Source organism: Microbacterium pratiae (genome assembly GCF_047302165.1).
Lineage (GTDB): Bacteria > Actinomycetota > Actinomycetes > Actinomycetales > Microbacteriaceae > Microbacterium.
In genome coordinates this window covers 941,022-959,091 of record NZ_CP154843.1, presented here as the reverse complement: position 1 = coordinate 959,091, position 18,070 = coordinate 941,022, and the positions used below count along the sequence as shown (strand labels likewise).

The window sequence follows — 18,070 nt, the reverse complement described above, 5'->3', positions numbered from 1 at the left end:
AACTACCCTCGACGCAAGGAGGACCCCATGACCGAGCGCTTCCCCGCCCGCATGCACGATGTCACCGATGAGACACGGGCGATCGTCGATCTCGTGCTGGAGTACTCGCGCGGCCGGCTCCTCGCCGAAGACACCCCGCTCGACAAGCCCCTGCCGCCGTCCGAGCTGCGCCGGCTCGCCGGACGCACGATCGAGGCCGAGGGCATCGGCGCCCGCAAGGCGATCGGCGTCTTCGAGCACATCCTCGCCCCGTCGTGCATCTCGACCGACGACCCCCGCTACCTCTCTTTCATCCCAAGCGCGCCGTCGAAGGCCGCCGCCGCGTTCGACCTCGTGGTCTCGGCGAGCGCGCTCTACGGCGGGTCGTGGCTCGAGGGCGCCGGAGCGGTGCACGCCGAGAACGAGGTGCTGCGCTGGCTCGCCGACGAGTTCGGGCTTCCCGCGGGCGCCGGCGGCGTGTTCGTGCAGGGCGGCACGCTGGGCAACCTCTCGGCGCTCGTCGCCGCTCGCGAGACCGCCCGCGCGCGCGGCATCCGTCCCGACCGGTGGCGCGTCGTGTGCAGCGCGGAGGCCCACTCGTCGATCGCGTCGGCCGCGCGGGTCATGGATGTCGAGGTCGTGGCGGTGCCCGTCGCGGACGACGGTGTGCTTCGAGGAGAAGCTGTGCGCGCCGCGCTCGCGGAGCACGGCGAGAGCGTGTTCGCCGTCGTCGCGACCGCCGGGTCGACCAACTTCGGCATCGTCGACGACATCGCGTCGGTGTCGGCCGTGACGCGCGAGCACGGGGTGTGGCTGCATGTCGACGGCGCGTACGGTCTCGCCGCGATGCTCTCCCCCGTCGCACGCCATCGGTTCGCCGGCGTGGAGAACGCCGACTCGGTCATCGTCGACCCGCACAAGTGGCTGTTCGCCCCGTTCGACGCGTGCGCGCTGATCTACCGCGATCCCGAGCTGGGACGGCGAGCGCATACCCAGCACGCCGAGTACCTCGACACCCTCACCGAGACCTCCGACTGGAGCCCCTCCGACTACGCCGTGCACCTCACGCGTCGACCGCGCGGCCTTCCCCTGTGGTTCTCGCTCGCGACCTACGGCACCGACGTGTACCGCGACGCCATCACCCGCTCGATCGAGCTCGCCGAGCGCATCGCCGCCGAGATCGAACGCCGCCCGGAGCTGACGCTGGTGCGCCGCCCGCAGCTCGGCGTCGTCGTCTTCGAGCGGGTCGGCTGGGAGCGTGCCGACTACGCGCGCTGGTCGTCGGACCTGCTCGAGCGCCAGCACGCCTTCGTCACCCCGAGCAGTCACGCGGGGCGGACGAACGCCCGGTTCGCGATCCTCAACCCGCGGACGACGTACGACGACCTCACCGGCATCCTCGACACGATGGCCTGACAGGCACGGCGGCGCTCGGCCTCACGCCGCGCAGGACGAGGTGAGCCCGAGCGCGACGGAGACGAAGCCGATCGTCGCGGTGTTCGTGGCGGCACGCTCCCACCCGCCGGGGCCGACGGCATACAGGGTGAAGACCGACGAGCCGAGCTCGACGAGACTGGGCGCGAGCGACACTGAGGTGGCCGTGGCGGGCAGGGTTCCGGATCGGTTCGCCGCCCCGACGAGCGTCCACCGGTACCCGGTGAGGTTGCCTCCCGCCGGCGCGGCGTTCCACCCGACGATCGCAGGAACCAGGAGCCCGGACTGCACGCACCGCACCGCGCCGGGCGAGGTCACCGTCACAGCGGAGAAAGTTCCCGACGAGGCGACCTCGGCATCGACCCACGCCGCATCGGTCGCGATCGGCGCGGACAGACCCGCGGCGATGCACCCGGCGAGCACGAGGGCGGCGGCGGCGGATCGGCCACGGGCACGATGCGGGCGCGGCCTCACGACGTCCTCCTCGACGGAGCTGCCCGTCGCCGTCGAGGCCCTCTCCGACGTCGCCGCGGCCAGAAGACCGCCACGACGAGCACCGTCGCCGCCAGGGTCACCGCGACCATGACGGGCGGCGTCGCGCCGGCGGCGATCAGTGGCGCGACCCCCGGAATGGAGAACACGACGATGCGAACGCGTTCCACGTCGTAGGGGAAGGGGTCCTCGACCGCGTTAGCGTCGCCGCGCATCGTGATCCGCCGCGCATCGAGAGCGCCGCCCGGGGCAGGGGCGACGCTCGTCACCCGGTGGGTGATCGGCAGCTTGCCCGCCCGGTCGACGGTCACGACGTCACCGACGCGGACCTCGGATGCCGGGATGCCGCGAGCCACCGCGGCCGCCCCGGCCGGGATCGTCGGCGACATCGAGCCCGTGCTGAAGAGCGTCACCCGCACGTCGAACACGGCCGCCGCGATGGCCAGCACGATGCAGATCGCTCCTGCTGCCGCAGCCAGCACGAGCATCGCGTCACCGATGCGCGCGAGACGCCCGCGCCGCGGGGCGTCGGCCCGCGCATCCCGGGCCTCGGCACGGGTCGACGGCTGCGTCGGCATCGGCACGGTCGGCGACGTCATGCCGGGCTCAACTCGCCGATGTTCCGGTGAAGGTCCACGTGACCGTTCCGGATGTTCCCTGGAAGGAGTTCGCGGCACCCGGCTGGATGCGCACCTCGACGCAGAAGCCGAGCTGGGCTCCCGCTGCGTCGATCGGGTTCGCGACGGCGCTGCCCGGAACGGTGGTGACCGGGATGTAGGTCGTCGCACCGCCCGCCACGAAGACCGGTGTGCCCGACGTGAAGGCGGCCGCGTTGCACGTCGCCGTGGGAACGGCGGCGCTCAGCCGCACCGCGCGGTACTCGAGGGCCGAGGCCAGCCCGCCGGTCGCCGACGCGGACGTCAGCGAGATCGTGCCCCCGACCGTCGAGGCCGGCGTTGTGCGCACGTTGATCCAGGCCTGGGCGAGCGCACCCGGCGAGAGGGCCCCGCCGGAGAACGTGAGGGTCGCCGCGTTCGGGGACGTCGCGTGGCTCGCGTAGGTCGGCGACCCGGCCGTCTGCGACTGCGTGTCGAAGACGCTCGCGACGAAGGAGCCCGTCGCCACCTCGCTGTCGGTCCAGGCCGCGATGGTCGATGCCGTGCCGACCCCCAGCACGGTCCCCGCCGCGAGCACCGCCAGGAGGCGTCGACGCCGCCACCGGCGCCGCACATCGCGTCTCGTCTGCATCCGCGGACTCAGGGCAACGTGTCGCCCGAGGTGCCCGCGAACTCCCACGTGATCGTTCCGGCCTCGCCCTGCCCGATCGCTCCGGCTGTCACGACGAAGCAGAGGCTGACGGGCTCCCCGGCTGCGGTGAGGTCGAATACGTCGACGGTTCCCGTCGCGTCGGCGGCACGGTCCGCGACCACCTCGGCACCCGCCGGCGGCGTGGCCGCAGAGCACGTCGCGCCGAAGTCGTCCTCGATGAACAGCGAATAGGTGAGGTCATCGCCGATGGTCCCACCGATGACGTTCTCGATCGTGACCGCGGCCTCGTTCGTCGAGGTGTCGGAGAGCTGCACGGCGAACGGCGCGTAGACCACGTCGTCGGGGGCGAGGGTGTCGGCGTCGAGCGTGAAGGTCAGGGTCTTGCCGGGTGCGGCGGCGTCACTCGTGAACGCTGCGCCGTCGGTGCTGCCCTGCAGGTCGAACGAGCCCGCCCCGAATGTGCCCGTGGCGAACTCCGAGTCGTTCCAGACGGCGAGGGTGACGATCGCGCCGACGCCGAGGACCAGGCCGCCCGCTGCGAGCGCCAGCGCCATCCGGCGGCGGCGGTGCGGCTCGGCGGGTCCGTCCGTCCGGGATCGTTCGGTTCGTGCGGGTGCGGATGTCATCGGTGAGGCTCCTCGGACGCGACGCGGACGGTTCAGGTCCTGAGGACTGTAGCCGCGGGGCAGACGCGCGCGAGAGCGTCGGGGACGGAACCCGGTACGCGGGGATTCCGCCCCAGCGGTCCCTCAGTAGTCAGCCTGACGCACTACCGAGAAACCGCGCGAGGCGCCGACCTCACCCGATGACGGCGATGCGCTGCTCGTCACCCGCGGAGGAGACGAGCACGATCTCGCCCGGCCGCGCGTCGTCCGAGACGCCCTCGACCGCGAGCACGCTCAGCCGGGGCGCGTAGTCCATCGTGCAGACCTGGTCGGCGGCTGCCGCGGCCTCGGTCGCGCGCACGGCGCCGCCCTCGTCGATGGCGACGGTCTCGAACACCGGCGGGCAGCTCGACGAGCCCCATGTGAGCAGGACGAGGCCCGCGTCGTCGAACCAGCCGGCGCTCGGCAGCATCTCGTCGTTCACCGCGCCCGTCGGACCCTCGAGGCCCGCGACCCCGTCGAGATCGGCGTCGCCGGTGTACCCGCCGGTCACGATGATCTCGACGTCCTGCGCGGGGTCGATGCCCACCGGCAGTCCGACGTACGACGCCCGCGGCACGTAGTCGCGCGTGCACGCCGCGCCCTCGGGGTCGTTGAGCTCGACCGTGACCGTCTGTCCCGAGGCCGACACCTCTCCGACGACGGGCTGACACGACGAGCTGCCGTAGGTCACGAGGCCGACGGACCGCCCGCCGTCGAGCCACGCGGCCTCGACGTCGGCGTCCTGCGCCGGCGCCGACGAACCGGCATCCGCCCCGCCGGAACCGGTGCTCTCCGGAGTGGCCCCGCCGGGGGTCGTGGCGCAGCCGGCGAGGGCGAGTGCCGCCAGGAGCAGCAGAGCGGATGCTGCGGTCGTGCGTGTCGTCGTCATGGTCTCATCCTTCCGTCATCCCGAGAGTGTCGCGTCACCGCGCATCGTCTCACTGCAGGGCAGAGGTCAAGCGCGCGAGGTTGTCGAGCACCGTCGATCGGAGGGGCTGCTTCATCCACTCCTCGAGGGTCAGCTCGCGGGAGAGCGACCGGTACTGGTCCTCGACCGCACGCAGCTGGGCGATGAACTCCTCGCCCCGCACGAGCATAGAGATCTCGAGGTTCAGACCGAACGACCTCATGTCCATGTTGCTCGATCCGATGATGGCGACGTCGTCGTCGATCGTCAGGCTCTTCGTGTGCAGGATGTACGGCTTGCGGTACATCCAGATCTTCACGCCCGCTCGCAGCAGCGCCTCGTAGTAGCTGCGCTGGGCGTGGTAGACCATCGCCTGATCGCCTTCTTCCGAGACGAACAGCTCGACCTGCAGGCCCCGCTGGCAGGCCGTCTGCACCGCCAGCAGCAGCCCTTCGTCGGGCACGAAGTACGGACTGACGATGATCACGCGCTTCTGAGCGGCGAACAGAAGGGCGGTGAAGAGCTTGAGGTTGTTCTGGAACTCGAAGCCAGGTCCGGACGGGACGATCTGGCAGTCCAGGTCGCCCGGCCCGCTCTCGAGCTCGAACAGGCCGACGTCCTCCGAAGGCGCCGATCCGGTCTCGCTGTACCAGTCCGAGAGGAACACCGCGTCGATGCTCGCCACCACGGGCCCCTGCACCCGCACCATCAGATCGACCCAGTGCAGACCGCGCTTGATGTTCTTCTTCAGGTTGTAGGTCGAGTCGGTCATGTTCTGCGACCCGGTGAACGCCACCGTGCCGTCCACGACGATGAGCTTGCGGTGGTTGCGGAGATCGGGACGCTGATACTTCCCGCGCAGCGGCTGCACCGGGAGCATGTGGTGCCAGTCCGCCCCCATGGCCGTGAGGCGTTTGACCGTGTCGCGATAGAACGGCTTGCCGCGGTTGGCCCAGTAGTCCAGAAGCACCCGCACGGTCACCCCGCGGGCGGCGACCTCTTCGAGCGCGGCGAAGAACACCTCGGTCGTCTTGTCGGACTGGAGGATGTAGAACTCGACGTGCACGTACCGTTCGGCCTTGCGGACCTCCTCCGCCATCCGACGGATGCTCTCCTCGTAGTCGGAGATGATCTCGGCGCCGTTGTCGCCCGCGAGCGGCATCGCGCCGAGGTTGCGGTTGAGCGTGACGACCGACGTGAACCACGCCGGCGCGTCGGGACGCAGGGTGCCGAAGTCGAGCCCCTCGCTGGTCTCACGGATGTACTGGTTGATCTCCCGCTGCATCCGGCGCCGCTTGCGCGGAAGGCGCGGGTTGCCGATGAGCAGGAAGAGCAGCACGCCGACGAACGGGATGAAGTAGATCGCGAGCAGCCACGCCATCGCGGCGGTGGGACGCCGGTTGCGGGGCACGACGATGATCGCCGTGATGCGGATGATGAGGTCGGCGATGAAGACCAGGACGAGCCACCAACCGGGGAACTCGAACGCGGTGAACTCGATCGTCACGCCGCCCCTCCGATCTCCTCGGAATCAGCGTATCGGGCCAGACCGCTCATCCCACGGGGTCAGGGGGTCGAGCTATCGGGCGTCGGCGCGGCGAGCCCGCGGGCCGCACGCTCCTCCGCCTCGATCTTCGCGTACGCCCGGCGCTCGGTGCGATCCATGCGCAGGATGCCGCGGAGGACGAAGACGAAGAGCACCGAGACCACCAGGGTCGGCAGCAGCGACCAGATGACCGCGCTCACGTATTCGTCCATGCCCCCTATCGTACGTGTCCCCGCTGATGAAAGGCCCAGTCGGGCAGGTGGCCGATCTGCGCGAACGACAGCAGGATCTCGGCGAGCCCGTGATCGGGATCGATCTCCAGGGCGCGCTCGGCATACGACGCCGCATGCGTGGATCGCCCCAGTGCCCAGGCGAGCCAGGCGCACAGCGCGAGCGGCCCGGGCCGTAACCGGCGCGGAGCGAGCGCGGCGACCTCGCGCACCACCGCGAGTGCTGCGAGCAGTCGCTCAGGGTCGGGCCTGTCACCGTCGCCCCACATGATGCGACCGAGCCGCTCGGGATACTCCTCGCCCTCCTCCCACCGACGCTGCGCATCGAGGGCGTCGTCGCCGCGACCCGCGTCCGTAGCCCACTGCACGAGGGCGACATCGCGCAGCGAGGGACGCGACAGGCACCACACCAGCAGAGCGACGGCGAGCGGCTCGAGCTCGGCGGGATCGCCGTCGAGGACCCGTTCGAACAACCGCGGCGGATCGTCGAGCTCGCACGCGGCCTCGAGGGCAGCCGGATCCACGTTCCCGTCGCCGCCCGGCTTCGCTGCGCGTGACGGGCGCCGGCCGCCACCCACCCGCGGAATGCCGCACACCACCGTGAGCGCCGTCTCGAGCGAGCGGAGCGCTCCGCCCACGACGCGGCGTTCCGCGGCGCTGCGTCGCGGGAGCTCGGCTCCTGACTCGTGATCGCGATCGATCGCGGGGCCGGGCACCGGATCGCCGTGATCCGCGGCGGCGCGCTCGATCTCGGCGAGCGACCTCCCGCCCGCCGGGCACGCGGCGTCGAGATGCGAACCCCAGCCGTCGGCCGCGACGGCGAGCAGGTCGACGACCCGCACACCGCAGACGTCGGCCGCGCGACTGACGGCCGCCAGGACGGGCACGCCGGGAAGCCCCTCGGCCGCGGACTCCGCCGTGTACGCGATCGCCGTCAGCGCGTCGGCATCCGGAATGCGGCACACCATTCCGACGATCGTCGCGGCGGCGCTGTCGAGGTCGCCGAGCGCGCCGGTCGGCAGATCGACACGCATCGCACCGAGACTGCGTGACCCGGCGAACGGCACGACGACGAGACTCCGGCTGGGCGCGAACCCGAGCAGATGAGGGACGAGGGAGAGGAAGTGCGCGGCATCCGCTGCGCGAACAGTCGTGGTCATGCAGACCAGGCTGGCGGCGGGCGCACCGCTGCGGAGACGGTCCGGAGGAGGATGTGGAAACCGCGCCGACCGCTCCTCCTTCGCAGGAATCGACGGTTACTTGACGAGCGGGAAGAGGATCGTCTCGCGGATGCCGAGGCCCGTGATCGCCATCAGCAGGCGGTCGATCCCCATGCCCATGCCACCGGTGGGCGGCATCCCGTGCTCGAGGGCACGCAGGAACTCCTCGTCGACGCGCATCGCCTCGTCGTCGCCGCGGGCGGCGAGCTTCGCCTGCTCGACGAAGCGCTCGCGCTGGATGACGGGATCGACCAGCTCGGAATAGCCGGTCGCCAGCTCGAAGCCGCGGACGTACAGGTCCCACTTCTCCACGACGCCCGCGATCGTGCGGTGCTCGCGGACGAGCGGCGATGTGTCGACGGGGAAGTCCATGACGAACGTCGGGCGCTCGAGACCGCCCTTGACGAAGTGTTCCCAGAGCTCTTCGACGAGCTTGCCGTGGGTGGCGACCTTCTCGGGCACGACGACGCCGACCTCGGCCGCGAGAGCCTGGAGCTCGTCGAGCGAGGTGGCGGGGGTGATCGCACGCCCCGCGGCGGCCGAGAGGGAGTCGTACATCGAGATGCGGTCCCACTCGCCGCCGAGGTCGAACTCGGTGCCGTCGGCCCACGTGACGGTCGTCGATCCCGCGACGGCGATGGCCGCGTTCTGGATGAGCTCCTGCGTCAGATCGGCGATGCCGTTGTAGTCGCTGTACGCCTGATACGCCTCGAGCATCGCGAACTCGGGGCTGTGGGTCGAGTCGGCGCCCTCGTTGCGAAAGTTGCGGTTGATCTCGAAGACCCGGTCGATTCCGCCCACGACCGCCCGCTTGAGGAACAGCTCGGGCGCGATGCGCAGGAACAGCTCGGTGTCGAAAGCGTTCGAGTGCGTGATGAACGGCCGCGCGGCCGCGCCGCCGTGCTGCACCTGCAGCATCGGGGTCTCTACCTCGAGGAAGCCGTGCTCGTCGAACGTGCGGCGGAGCGAAGCGTTGACCTTCGCCCGCGCGACGACCGTCTCACGGGCCGTGTCGCGCACGATGAGATCGAGGAAGCGCGAGCGCACGCGGCTCTCCTCGCTCAGCTCCGAGTGCAGGTTCGGCAGCGGCAGCAGCGCCTTCGACGCGATCTGCCACGTGGTCACCATGATCGACAGCTCACCGCGGCGGCTGGAGATGACCTGGCCCGTGACCGAGACGTGGTCGCCCAGGTCGACGAGCTCCTTCCACGCCTGCAGCGACTCGTCGCCGACCTCGGCGAGCGAGACCATCGCCTGGACACGGCTGCCGTCGCCGGCCTGCAGCGATGCGAAGCACAGCTTGCCGGTGTTGCGGCTGAACACGACGCGCCCCGCGACCGATGCGACGACCCCGGTCTCGGCGCCGGCCTCGAGATCGGCGTAGCGCTCGCGCAGCGCGGGGATGGTGTCGGTGACGGCCACGGCGACGGGATAGGCGCCGCCCGCGGCATCCTCTCGCTCGCTCAGCAGCCGCTCGCGCTTGGCGAGGCGCACGGCCTTCTGTTCGATGACGTCGTCGGCGTCGTCGGCGGGGGGCACGGGCGCGTCGCTCATGGCAGAAGAACTCCTCGGGATTCGACAGGCCAGTCTACCGAGCGCGCCGCGGCTGCTTGGCGATACACCCGTCGGACCGCTGGTGCTGGTGTCGCCTCGTCGGCGCGGTGGCGTCACTCCAGCACCGCCGGTCCGACGAATGTGCACCCGGCGAGCGGCCGGCGGCGCCGATCCGGCCTGCTATGCGACGGGCCCGCGAGCGACCCGCAGCCCGATGTCGTCGTGCGCGCTGTCGGGGCGGGCCCCGCGGCGCGTTCCCGCCCGCACGGACGTCGCGGCGTCGGCGAACCCGCCACCGCGGAACACGCGATCGCGCGAACCCGTGTCGGGCGCGAACAGATCCCAGCACCACTCCGAGACGTTGCCGAGCATGTCGAACAGACCGAAGAGGTTGGGATGCCGTCCGCCCACGTGCTGCGGCGACGAGAGGTTGTCGGCGGCGGTCCAGGCGATCTCGGCGAGCGGTCCGTACTGCGCGGCCCGCGAACCGGCGCGACAGGCGTACTCCCACTCGAGCTCGGTCGGCAGTCGGTAGCCGTCGGAGTCGTCGTACCAGCGCACCTCATCGCCGTCGACCGCGTAGGCCGTGTCGAGCCCCTCCCACTCCGACAGCGCGTTGCAGAACCGCACCGCCCGCAGCCACGACAGCTCCACGGCCGGCCGCCGCGGGTGCACGGCCGTCACCCCGAGCACCTCGCCGAGCTGCTCCTCGGTCACGGGATACACGCCGATCTCGAAGGACTCGACCCGCGGTCCCCGGGCAGCGCCCGCGACCGGCAGGTGACCCGCGGGGATGCGGGCGAGCTCGACGTCGCTCACAGCAGTTCGTCGTCGGGGGTCGCGCCCCGACCCGCAGCGGTCAGCGCACGCTCGACGGTCGAGTGCACGAGGGTCGAGAGGAAGCGGCCCGGGGCGGGGACGCCGGCATCCTCGAGCAGGGATGCCGACTGCTGCACGATCGACGCGGCGAACTGCGTCGCCGTCGCGATCGCCTCGCCGTAGGCCGGCCGGTCGGCGTCGGCGACGACGACGGGCTCGCAGCCCAGCTCGACGGCGAGCGCCTGCCCGATCGGCAGGACGGCGGCCGGCGCGGTCACGGCGGCGTAGGCGCCAGTGAGCTGACGCAGGTCGAGCGTCGATCCCGTGAAGGCGATGGCCGGGTGGACGGCGAGCGGGATGGCTCCCCGCGAGGCGGCCGGTGCGAGCACGTCGAGGCCGTGGCCGGGGTCGGTGTGCAGCACGAGCTGTCCGACCTGCCACGCGCCGAGCTCGGCGAGACCGCTGACCAGCGGACCCAGCTCGTCGTGAGGCACCGCGATGACGACGAGCTCGCTGCGACGCACGACCTCGTCGGCGTCGAGCACGGGAACCCCGGGGATCACCGCGTCGACGCGCTCGCGGTCGGATCCCGCGGTGACGCCCGTCAGCGCGTGACCGGCGCCCGCGAGTGCGGCACCGATCACGGGTCCGACCCGGCCGGCTCCGATGATGCCGACGCCGAGGCGCGAGCTCGCGGTCATCGCCCGTCCTCCGACGACGTTTCGCCCGTACCCGGCGGCACGTACGGCGGCGGCGGAACCGCACCCGGCGGCAGCTCCGTCACGCCCGGGGGAACCGCGCCCGGCGGGGGCGGCAACGGCACCGCCGTCCCCGCCGGCGGCCGCGTCTCGAGGCTTGGGGCGAGAAGCGCGGGCTGCGCGTCATCCGTCAGCTCGGCCCAGCGGTGCGAGCGGTCCGACGCGGCAGCCGAGACGGCCAGCCGGGCGACCCGGTCGAATGACGCGATCGCGTCGTCGCGGTCGATCGCCGCGACCGAGGTGAGGACGGGTCCGGCGACGGTGTGCGCCCGCAGGGTCGCGACGCGCAGACGACGGGCGATCGGCCCCTGGTGCAGCGCGACCGACTGCAGCCGGGCGAGCGGCACCACCGCGAGCATGCGCCAGATCAAGCCACGCCGCAGCATGAGCAGGTCGCCCGTGATGGCGAGGCCGTTCCGCCGCCACGACAGCAGGCGCAGGATGCGGGCCCGCCGAGGCGTCGTGACGTATCCCCCGGCGGACGATCCCCCGAGCACGCCGTCGCGGACGATCGCGGAGCGCGCCTCCTCGCCCACCGACGGCAGGATGAGGGCGAGCACCCGCTCGACGTCGCCGAGCGTGCCGACGGGCAGGACGGTCGTGAACTGGTCGGTCGTCGTATCGGACGCGCTGCGGCCGGTCATGCGGTTGATCCGGACCGTCCACCACCCGAACCCGCGCCAGAGGATCGACTGCGTGACCTCGACCGCGTGGATGCGTCCGGGGGGCAGGATCTCCGACACGGTCGTGAGCAGGCCGAACGTCACGCGGACGCCGTCGCGGGTCGGCGCGATGGAGTACCGCAAGGACTTCACGATCGTGCGCACCCAGTATGCGCCGAAGCCGAGCAGCGCCGGGAAGTAGGCGAAGAGCACCCAGAACACACCCTGCGACAAGGCGATCGCGAGGGCCGTCGCGCCCGCCAGGATCACGACCGTGCCCCAGCTGGCGAGCTGCGAGCCGATGAGCCGCCCGGGCGGGATGCGCACGACGGACTCGGGCTCCGCGGCATCCGCGTCGTCACCCTCGATGAGGCCGGTGATGCCGCGGGCGACGGTGTCGGCGACGGCGACGCGTCCTCCGCCGGCGGCCGCCGCGGCCGCGCGCTGTTCGGCGAGGCGCTGCCCCGAGGCCAGCCGCAGGATATCGGCGCGGATCGTCTCGGCATTGCCGGTCGAGAGGTACTCGAGCTTGACGTTCGCGTCAGCGCCCGCGCCGACGATCTCGAGCTTCGCCGCGCCCAGAAGTCGCGCGACCGCCGGACGGGTGAGGTTGACGCCCTGCACCCGGTCGAGCGGTGCACGCCGTTGCGTGCGCGAGAGGATGCCGCTGCGCACCTCGACGTCGTCGTCGGTGATGCGGAAGGTGTGGAAACGCCACGAGAGGTAGAACGCTCCGATGATGACGGCGAGCACACCGGCGGTGATGAGCAGCGCGATGAGGAGGAGGTTGTTCGCCAGCACCCACCCGATCGGGTCGCCGGCGGCCTCGTACTCCTCCCACTCGTCGATGGGAGCGTCGGGAGCGAAGGCCGGCACGAAGATGCTGATCAGCCGGTCGCGCATGTTCGCGACGACGATGCCGAGCACCACGAGCAGCGCCAGGCCGCCGCGCAGCAGCGGTGTGAGCGGGTGCAGCCGGTGCCACTCGCCGTCGCTCAGGGGCGATCGGACGAGAGCGGCGGGCGGGGCGGAGACGCCCGCGTCGGCCGGAGGCGGAGTCGGAACGGGATCGGTCACAGCCCGGTCCGCCGCGATTCGGCCACCGACATCAGGTGATCGCGCAGGGCTTCGGCGGCCTGCTGCGTGAGGCCCGGGATCACAACCCCCGTCGCTGCGGCGGCGGTGACGAACTTCAGCTGCGCGATGCCGAAGCCGCGGTCGAGCGGCCCGTGCGTGATGTCGACGAGCTGCATCCGGCCGTACGGCACCGCCACCATGCGCTGCCACAGGATGCCGCGGCGGAAGACGAGGTCGTCCTCGCGGAGCTGGTAGCCGATCGAGCGCACCTGGCGCGGCAGGATCGCCATGCCTGCCAGGGTCAGCACGATCAGGATGACGCCGGGGATGAGCGCCCACGACTGCTCGGCCACCAGGAACAGCACGAGCATCACCGCGACGATGATCGCCAGGATGAAACCGTTGCTGATCAGCTGTACGGCGAGGTACTTGCGCGAGATCTGGTGCCACACGCCCTGCTCGAGGGCGAGACGTCCGGCGCCGCGCGGCTCGCGGATGCGGTCGTAGGTTCCGGCGTCGAGGGTCGCACCGATCGCGCCCGGCTCCGCGGCGTCAGTGGTGGGAGGGAGTGGCGTCGGGCTCGGGTGGTCCGGGCTGGTCGTCATCGTCGTCCTTCCGAATGGTGCAGAGCTGTTCTGCGATCACGCCGGCCGCCACGAGCAGCACGGCTCCGACGATCGCGGCGACGACCGCTCCCGATGAGCCTACTGACGGCGGGACGGGCCGTGTGAGGAGGAAAAGCAGGAGGCCGACGCCGACGCCGCCGACGAGCGCTCCGACGATGCTCGAGGCTTTCGCCAGCATCGCGACGCGAACCGCTCGGAACGGGTCGACCCGCGGAGCCTGTCCGCGCGTCGCGCGACGGATCGGCAGGGCGAGGGCGATGACCGAGACACCCAGCAGCACGAACAGCACGGGCAGCATGATCGACGGCGTGAAGGTCGCACGCCCCGCGCCGGTGAGCACCTGGTCGATGACGAAGCCCGCGGCGATGCCGAGCACCGCCGAGACGACGAGGGTCGCGGGCGACGTCCGTCTCACGGCGTGCTCCCGGGCAGAGCAGTCAGCAGCGCGTCGACGCGCCCCCGTCCGGGAAGCACGGCGTCGGCGTCGACGGCCAGCCACGGCCGCAGCACGAAGTCGCGCTCGTGCGCGCGCGGATGCGGCAGCACGAGCGTCGGGGTCTCGCAGACGACGTCACCGTGAGCGATGAGGTCGAGGTCGAGCGTCCGATCCTGCCACCGGGCCTGGTCGGCCGAGCGCGGGGCTCGGCCGTGCCGCTCCTCGATCGCATGCAGGTAGCCGAGGAGCACGCTGGGGGCGAGCCGCGTGTCGACGAGGGCGACGGTGTTGAGATAGGCCGGGGCGGCGGCATCCGGGCCGTCGAGGGTGATCGCGACCGTCTCGATCGGGTCGGCGGCGCGCACGACCCGCGTCAGCGGCAGCCGGTCGAGCTCGGCGATCGCCTGATCGACCGTCTCGGCCCGGTCGCCGAGGTTCGCACCGATCGCGATGACGGCTCGTCGCGCGGGTGCGGTGTCGGCGGGACGGGGCTCGGGCGATTCCTGGGCGAGGCGGCGGCTCATCGGTTCTCCCGTCGTCGGATGAGGGTCACGCTGACGTCGCCGAAGGGCATCGCGATGGGCGCCTGCGGCTTGTGCACGGTCACGGCGACGGCATCCACGCGATCGAAGGCGAGCGCCGCTCGCGCGATGCGATCGGCGACGGTCTCGACGAGGTTCGCCGGGTCGCCCGAGAGGATCGCGGCGACCCGCTCGGCCAGCTCGCCGTAGTGCACCGTGTCGGTGACGTCATCGCTCGCGGCGGCGTCGGCCAGCGACAGTTCGAGCTCGACGTCGGCGACGAACTCCTGCCCCTCGCGTCGTTCGTGCTCGTAGACGCCGTGGTACCCCACGGCCCGGATGCCGCGCAGCGTGATGCGATCGCTCATGAGGCCTCCCGCCACCGCGAGCGCACCGTGAGGGCGTCGCGGGTCGTTGCGACATCGTGCACGCGCACGCCCCACGCTCCCGCGTCGGCCGCCAGCACGCTCGTGACGGCGGTCGCGAGGTCGCGCCGGGCGAGGTCGGGTTCGCCCGCTGCAGGGCTGCCGGCGCCGGCGTCAGCGCCGAACGGGGTGTCTCCGATCGCCTCGCGCAGGAAGCCTTTGCGGCTCGTGCCGACGAGCACCCGCTTGCCGAGCCCGACGATGCGGTCGAGGCGGTTCAGCACCGCCCAGTTCTGGTCGCCGCGCTTGCCGAAGCCGATGCCCGGGTCGAGCACGATGCGCGAGGGGGCGATTCCGGCCGCGGCCGCCGCGCTCACGCGCTCCTGGAGTTCGGCGACCACTTCGCCGACGACGTCGTCGTACCGCGCAGTCGCATACATGTCGGTCGAGTGCCCGCGCCAGTGCCCGATGGCGACATCCGCATCGGATGCCGCGACCGCGGCGAACATATCGGGATCAGCGAGCCCGCCCGAGACGTCGTTGACGATCCGGGCTCCCGCCGCGACCGCGGCCGAGGCGGTGGCGGCGTTCATGGTGTCCACGCTCACCACGACGCCTCGCGCCGCGAGTGCCTCGATCACCGGGACGACGCGTCCGCGCTCGACATCGGGGTCGACGCGCTCCGCGCCCGGACGGGTCGACTCGCCGCCGACATCGACGATGTGCGCGCCGGCGCGGCGCAGGGCCTCGGCGTGACCGATCGCGACGTCGAGGTCGAGGTACCGACCGCCGTCGCTGAACGAATCGGGCGTGATGTTGAGGATGCCCATGATCAGCGTCACGGGGCACCGCCCGAGATCAACGCGATCAGCTCGGCCCGGTCGGCGGGCTCGGTGTAGACGCCGCGGGCGGCGACCGTCACGGTCGAGGCGTCCGTCTGGCGTCCGCCGCGCATCGTGACGCATTCGTGGGCGGCATCCAGCACGACCAGCACGCCGCGCGCGTCGAGCGCGCCGGCGATCGTGTCGGCGATCTGCTCGCCCAGGCGCTCCTGCACCTGCGGTCGCGCCGCGAGCGTGTCGACCACACGCGGCAGCGCGCCGAGCCCGACCACCTGCTCACCCGGCAGGTAAGCGATGTGCGCGTGCCCGGCGAAGGGCAGCAGGTGGTGCTCGCAGAACGAGCGGAACCGGATGCCGCGCACCATGACGGCGCCCGACGGCAACGTGTCGGGCGCCGGCCCGCGAGCCACCGAGATCGTGTGCGCGAGCGGTTCCGCGGCGTCCGCGCCGACCCCCGAGAAGAACTCGGCGTACGCGTCGGCGACCCGCTGCGGGGTCTGCTTCAGCCCGGGACGGTCGGGGTCCTCCCCGATCGCCTCGAGCAGGTCGCGCACGAGGGCGGCGACGCGTTCGCGATCGACGGCCACGCCCCGAGCCTACGCGGTCGCGGGTCGCGCCTGCCCCGAGGGGCGACGGTGCGGAGCACGCTCGGCGGCCGCCTCGGCCTCCGCATCGGCGACGGTGGATGCCGCGAGCCCGGCCTCCTCGCGACGCTTGGGAACGTCGATCGGGGGCAGAGTCGACACCGGACGGTCCTGGCTCGAGAGCCACTGCGGGCGCGGCGGGAGCTTCTTGATGTCCTTGAAGATCTCGGCGAGCTGCAGGTGGTCGAGGGTCTCCTCCTCGAGGAGGGCGAGCGCGAGCTTGTCGAGCACGTCACGGTTCGCGTTGATGACCTCGTACGCCTCGTTGTGAGCCTGCTCGATCAGCAGCCGCACCTCGGCGTCGACGCGCTCGGCGATGCGCTCCGAGAAGTCGCGTCCGTGGCCCATGTCGCGTCCCATGAACACTTCGCCCGACGACGACCCGAGCTTCACGGGGCCGACCTCGGTCGTCATCCCGTACTCGGTCACCATCTTGCGGGCGATGCCCGTCGCCTTCTCGATGTCGTTGGAGGCACCCGTCGTGGGGTCGTGGAACACGACCTCCTCGGCGACGCGTCCGCCCATCGCGTAGGTGAGCTGGTCCTGGAGCTCGTTGCGCGTCACGGAGTACTTGTCCTCGAGCGGCAGCACCATCGTGTAGCCGAGCGCCTTGCCGCGCGGGAGGATCGTGACCTTCGTGACCGGGTCGGAGTGGTTCATCGCCGCGGCGGCGAGAGCGTGGCCGCCCTCGTGGTACGCCGTGATGAGCTTCTCCTTGTCCTTCATGACGCGCGTACGACGCTGCGGACCGGCGATGACACGGTCGATCGCCTCGTCAAGGGCGCGCATGTCGATCAGCTGCGCGTTCGAGCGCGCGGTCAACAGCGCGGCCTCGTTCAGCACGTTCGCCAGGTCGGCACCGGTGAAGCCCGGGGTCTTGCGGGCGATGACGGCGAGGTCGACCGAGGGCGAGAGCGGCTTGCCTCGCCCGTGCACCTCGAGGATCTTCTGCCGGCCCTTCAGGTCGGGGGCGTCGACGCCGATCTGGCGGTCGAAGCGGCCCGGGCGCAGCAGCGCCGGGTCGAGGATGTCGGGACGGTTGGTCGCCGCGATGACGAGCACCGACACCTTCGGGTCGAAGCCGTCCATCTCGACGAGCATCTGGTTCAGCGTCTGCTCGCGCTCGTCGTGACCGCCGCCCATGCCGGCGCCGCGGTGACGGCCGACGGCGTCGATCTCGTCGATGAAGATGATGGCGGGAGAGTTCTCCTTCGCCTCCTTGAAGAGGTCGCGCACACGGCTCGCGCCGACGCCGACGAACATCTCCACGAAGTCCGAACCCGAGATCGAGTAGAACGGCACGCCGGCCTCGCCCGCGACGGCACGCGCCAGGAGGGTCTTACCGGTTCCGGGAGGGCCGTACAGCAGCACGCCCTTCGGGATGCGGGCGCCGACGGCCTGGAACTTCGTCGGATCCTTCAGGAAGTCCTTGATCTCCTGCATCTCCTCGATGGCCTCGTCGGAACCCGCCACGTCGCCGAAGGTGACCGTCGGGGTCTCCTTCGTGACGAGCTTCGCCTTCGACTTGCCGAACTGCATGACACGGCTTCCGCCGCCCTGCGCGCTCGACATCAGGAACCAGAAGAGCAGGCCCAGCAGCACCAGCGGCAGCATGAGCGAGAGGAAGCCGTCGAACCACGTGGCCCGCGGCACGACGTCGTTGTACCCGTCGGCGGGGTTCGCCGCGTCGACGGCCGCCACGACCTCGTCGGCACGTGCGGAGGTGTAGTAGAACTGCACCTGCGTCGAGCCCTCGAAGTCGTCGGAGAGCGTCAGATCGACGCGCTGATCGCCGTCCGTGGTCTGCACCTTCGTGACGGTGTCGCCCTTGAGCAGCTCGAAGCCCTGCTGGGTCGTGATCTGCTTCGCGCCGGTGAGGCTGGAGATCAGCATGAAGCCGATCAGCAGCAGCGCGCCGATGAGCAACACGTACATCAGCGGGTTGCGCGTGACTTTCTTGACGTCCATGGTGCGATCAGGCTACCCCGCGCCGACTATGCGGGCTCTGTGCGTTCGTTTTGGGCGTACCGGGAGCCGCCACG

General features: G+C 71.4%; 20 protein-coding genes. 1 reads left to right on the top strand and 19 read right to left on the bottom strand.

Annotated elements, in window-relative coordinates:
• Positions 1 to 27: 27 nt before the first annotated feature.
• On the top strand, positions 28 to 1,395 hold the full coding sequence (locus AA0Y20_RS04500; protein WP_412937712.1) for a pyridoxal phosphate-dependent decarboxylase family protein: 1,368 nt from the start codon (positions 28 to 30) through the stop codon (positions 1,393 to 1,395).
• Between the two features lie 21 nt (positions 1,396 to 1,416).
• Here AA0Y20_RS04500 and AA0Y20_RS04495 read toward each other — a convergent pair whose 3' ends face one another.
• The 19 genes from AA0Y20_RS04495 to ftsH form a co-directional block, all read right to left on the bottom strand.
• Positions 1,417 to 1,887 (bottom strand): hypothetical protein, encoded by a 471-nt coding sequence (locus AA0Y20_RS04495; RefSeq protein WP_412937711.1) that lies wholly within the window; start codon positions 1,885 to 1,887, stop codon positions 1,417 to 1,419.
• Entirely contained in the window at positions 1,884 to 2,504 is a 621-nt protein-coding gene (locus AA0Y20_RS04490) for a S26 family signal peptidase (protein WP_412937710.1), read from the bottom strand. The genes AA0Y20_RS04495 and AA0Y20_RS04490 overlap by 4 nt, the downstream gene beginning before the upstream one ends.
• A gap of 7 nt (positions 2,505 to 2,511) precedes the next feature.
• Positions 2,512 to 3,153 (bottom strand): SipW-dependent-type signal peptide-containing protein, encoded by a 642-nt coding sequence (locus tag AA0Y20_RS04485; RefSeq protein ID WP_412937709.1) that lies wholly within the window; start codon positions 3,151 to 3,153, stop codon positions 2,512 to 2,514.
• Between the two features lie 8 nt (positions 3,154 to 3,161).
• A complete protein-coding gene (locus AA0Y20_RS04480) occupies positions 3,162 to 3,800 on the bottom strand; it encodes a SipW-dependent-type signal peptide-containing protein (RefSeq protein WP_412937708.1) in 639 nt (212 codons plus the stop codon).
• 172 nt (positions 3,801 to 3,972) lie between these two features.
• On the bottom strand, positions 3,973 to 4,710 hold the full coding sequence (locus AA0Y20_RS04475) for a hypothetical protein (protein WP_412937707.1): 738 nt from the start codon (positions 4,708 to 4,710) through the stop codon (positions 3,973 to 3,975).
• Between the two features lie 49 nt (positions 4,711 to 4,759).
• Positions 4,760 to 6,229 (bottom strand): cardiolipin synthase, encoded by a 1,470-nt coding sequence (gene cls, locus AA0Y20_RS04470; protein ID WP_412939702.1) that lies wholly within the window; start codon positions 6,227 to 6,229, stop codon positions 4,760 to 4,762.
• Positions 6,230 to 6,294: 65 nt separating this feature from the next.
• Positions 6,295 to 6,486 (bottom strand): hypothetical protein, encoded by a 192-nt coding sequence (locus tag AA0Y20_RS04465; protein ID WP_269266992.1) that lies wholly within the window; start codon positions 6,484 to 6,486, stop codon positions 6,295 to 6,297.
• A gap of 5 nt (positions 6,487 to 6,491) precedes the next feature.
• Positions 6,492 to 7,664, bottom strand: coding sequence for a DUF4192 family protein (locus AA0Y20_RS04460; protein WP_412937706.1), 1,173 nt, complete (start codon positions 7,662 to 7,664; stop codon positions 6,492 to 6,494).
• Between the two features lie 96 nt (positions 7,665 to 7,760).
• Positions 7,761 to 9,278 (bottom strand): lysine--tRNA ligase, encoded by a 1,518-nt coding sequence (gene lysS / locus AA0Y20_RS04455; protein ID WP_412937705.1) that lies wholly within the window; start codon positions 9,276 to 9,278, stop codon positions 7,761 to 7,763.
• Between the two features lie 180 nt (positions 9,279 to 9,458).
• A complete protein-coding gene (locus AA0Y20_RS04450; RefSeq protein WP_412937704.1) occupies positions 9,459 to 10,097 on the bottom strand; it encodes a formylglycine-generating enzyme family protein in 639 nt (212 codons plus the stop codon).
• Positions 10,094 to 10,798 (bottom strand): DUF2520 domain-containing protein, encoded by a 705-nt coding sequence (locus AA0Y20_RS04445; RefSeq protein ID WP_412937703.1) that lies wholly within the window; start codon positions 10,796 to 10,798, stop codon positions 10,094 to 10,096. Before AA0Y20_RS04445 ends, AA0Y20_RS04450 begins: the two co-directional genes overlap by 4 nt.
• A complete protein-coding gene (locus tag AA0Y20_RS04440) occupies positions 10,795 to 12,594 on the bottom strand; it encodes a PH domain-containing protein (RefSeq protein WP_412937701.1) in 1,800 nt (599 codons plus the stop codon). Before AA0Y20_RS04440 ends, AA0Y20_RS04445 begins: the two co-directional genes overlap by 4 nt.
• The gene (locus tag AA0Y20_RS04435; RefSeq protein WP_412937700.1) at positions 12,591 to 13,199 is read right to left on the bottom strand and encodes a PH domain-containing protein; all 609 of its coding nucleotides are present in this window, start codon (positions 13,197 to 13,199) and stop codon (positions 12,591 to 12,593) included. The genes AA0Y20_RS04440 and AA0Y20_RS04435 overlap by 4 nt, the downstream gene beginning before the upstream one ends.
• Positions 13,147 to 13,635, bottom strand: coding sequence for a DUF3180 family protein (locus AA0Y20_RS04430; RefSeq protein ID WP_412937699.1), 489 nt, complete (start codon positions 13,633 to 13,635; stop codon positions 13,147 to 13,149). Before AA0Y20_RS04430 ends, AA0Y20_RS04435 begins: the two co-directional genes overlap by 53 nt.
• Complete coding sequence (gene folK, locus AA0Y20_RS04425; protein ID WP_412937698.1) at positions 13,632 to 14,180, bottom strand: 2-amino-4-hydroxy-6-hydroxymethyldihydropteridine diphosphokinase; 549 nt, start codon at positions 14,178 to 14,180, stop codon at positions 13,632 to 13,634. Before folK ends, AA0Y20_RS04430 begins: the two co-directional genes overlap by 4 nt.
• Positions 14,177 to 14,545 carry a dihydroneopterin aldolase gene (gene folB, locus AA0Y20_RS04420; protein WP_412937697.1) on the bottom strand — a complete coding sequence of 123 codons (369 nt, stop codon included), beginning with the start codon at positions 14,543 to 14,545 and terminating at the stop codon, positions 14,177 to 14,179. The genes folK and folB overlap by 4 nt, the downstream gene beginning before the upstream one ends.
• Positions 14,542 to 15,384 (bottom strand): dihydropteroate synthase, encoded by an 843-nt coding sequence (gene folP, locus AA0Y20_RS04415; RefSeq protein WP_412937696.1) that lies wholly within the window; start codon positions 15,382 to 15,384, stop codon positions 14,542 to 14,544. The genes folB and folP overlap by 4 nt, the downstream gene beginning before the upstream one ends.
• Complete coding sequence (gene folE / locus AA0Y20_RS04410; RefSeq protein ID WP_412937695.1) at positions 15,381 to 15,971, bottom strand: GTP cyclohydrolase I; 591 nt, start codon at positions 15,969 to 15,971, stop codon at positions 15,381 to 15,383. The genes folP and folE overlap by 4 nt, the downstream gene beginning before the upstream one ends.
• A 9-nt stretch (positions 15,972 to 15,980) precedes the next feature.
• Positions 15,981 to 17,996, bottom strand: a complete 2,016-nt coding sequence (ftsH, locus tag AA0Y20_RS04405) for an ATP-dependent zinc metalloprotease FtsH (protein ID WP_412937694.1) — start codon at positions 17,994 to 17,996, stop codon at positions 15,981 to 15,983.
• Positions 17,997 to 18,070 lie beyond the last annotated feature (74 nt).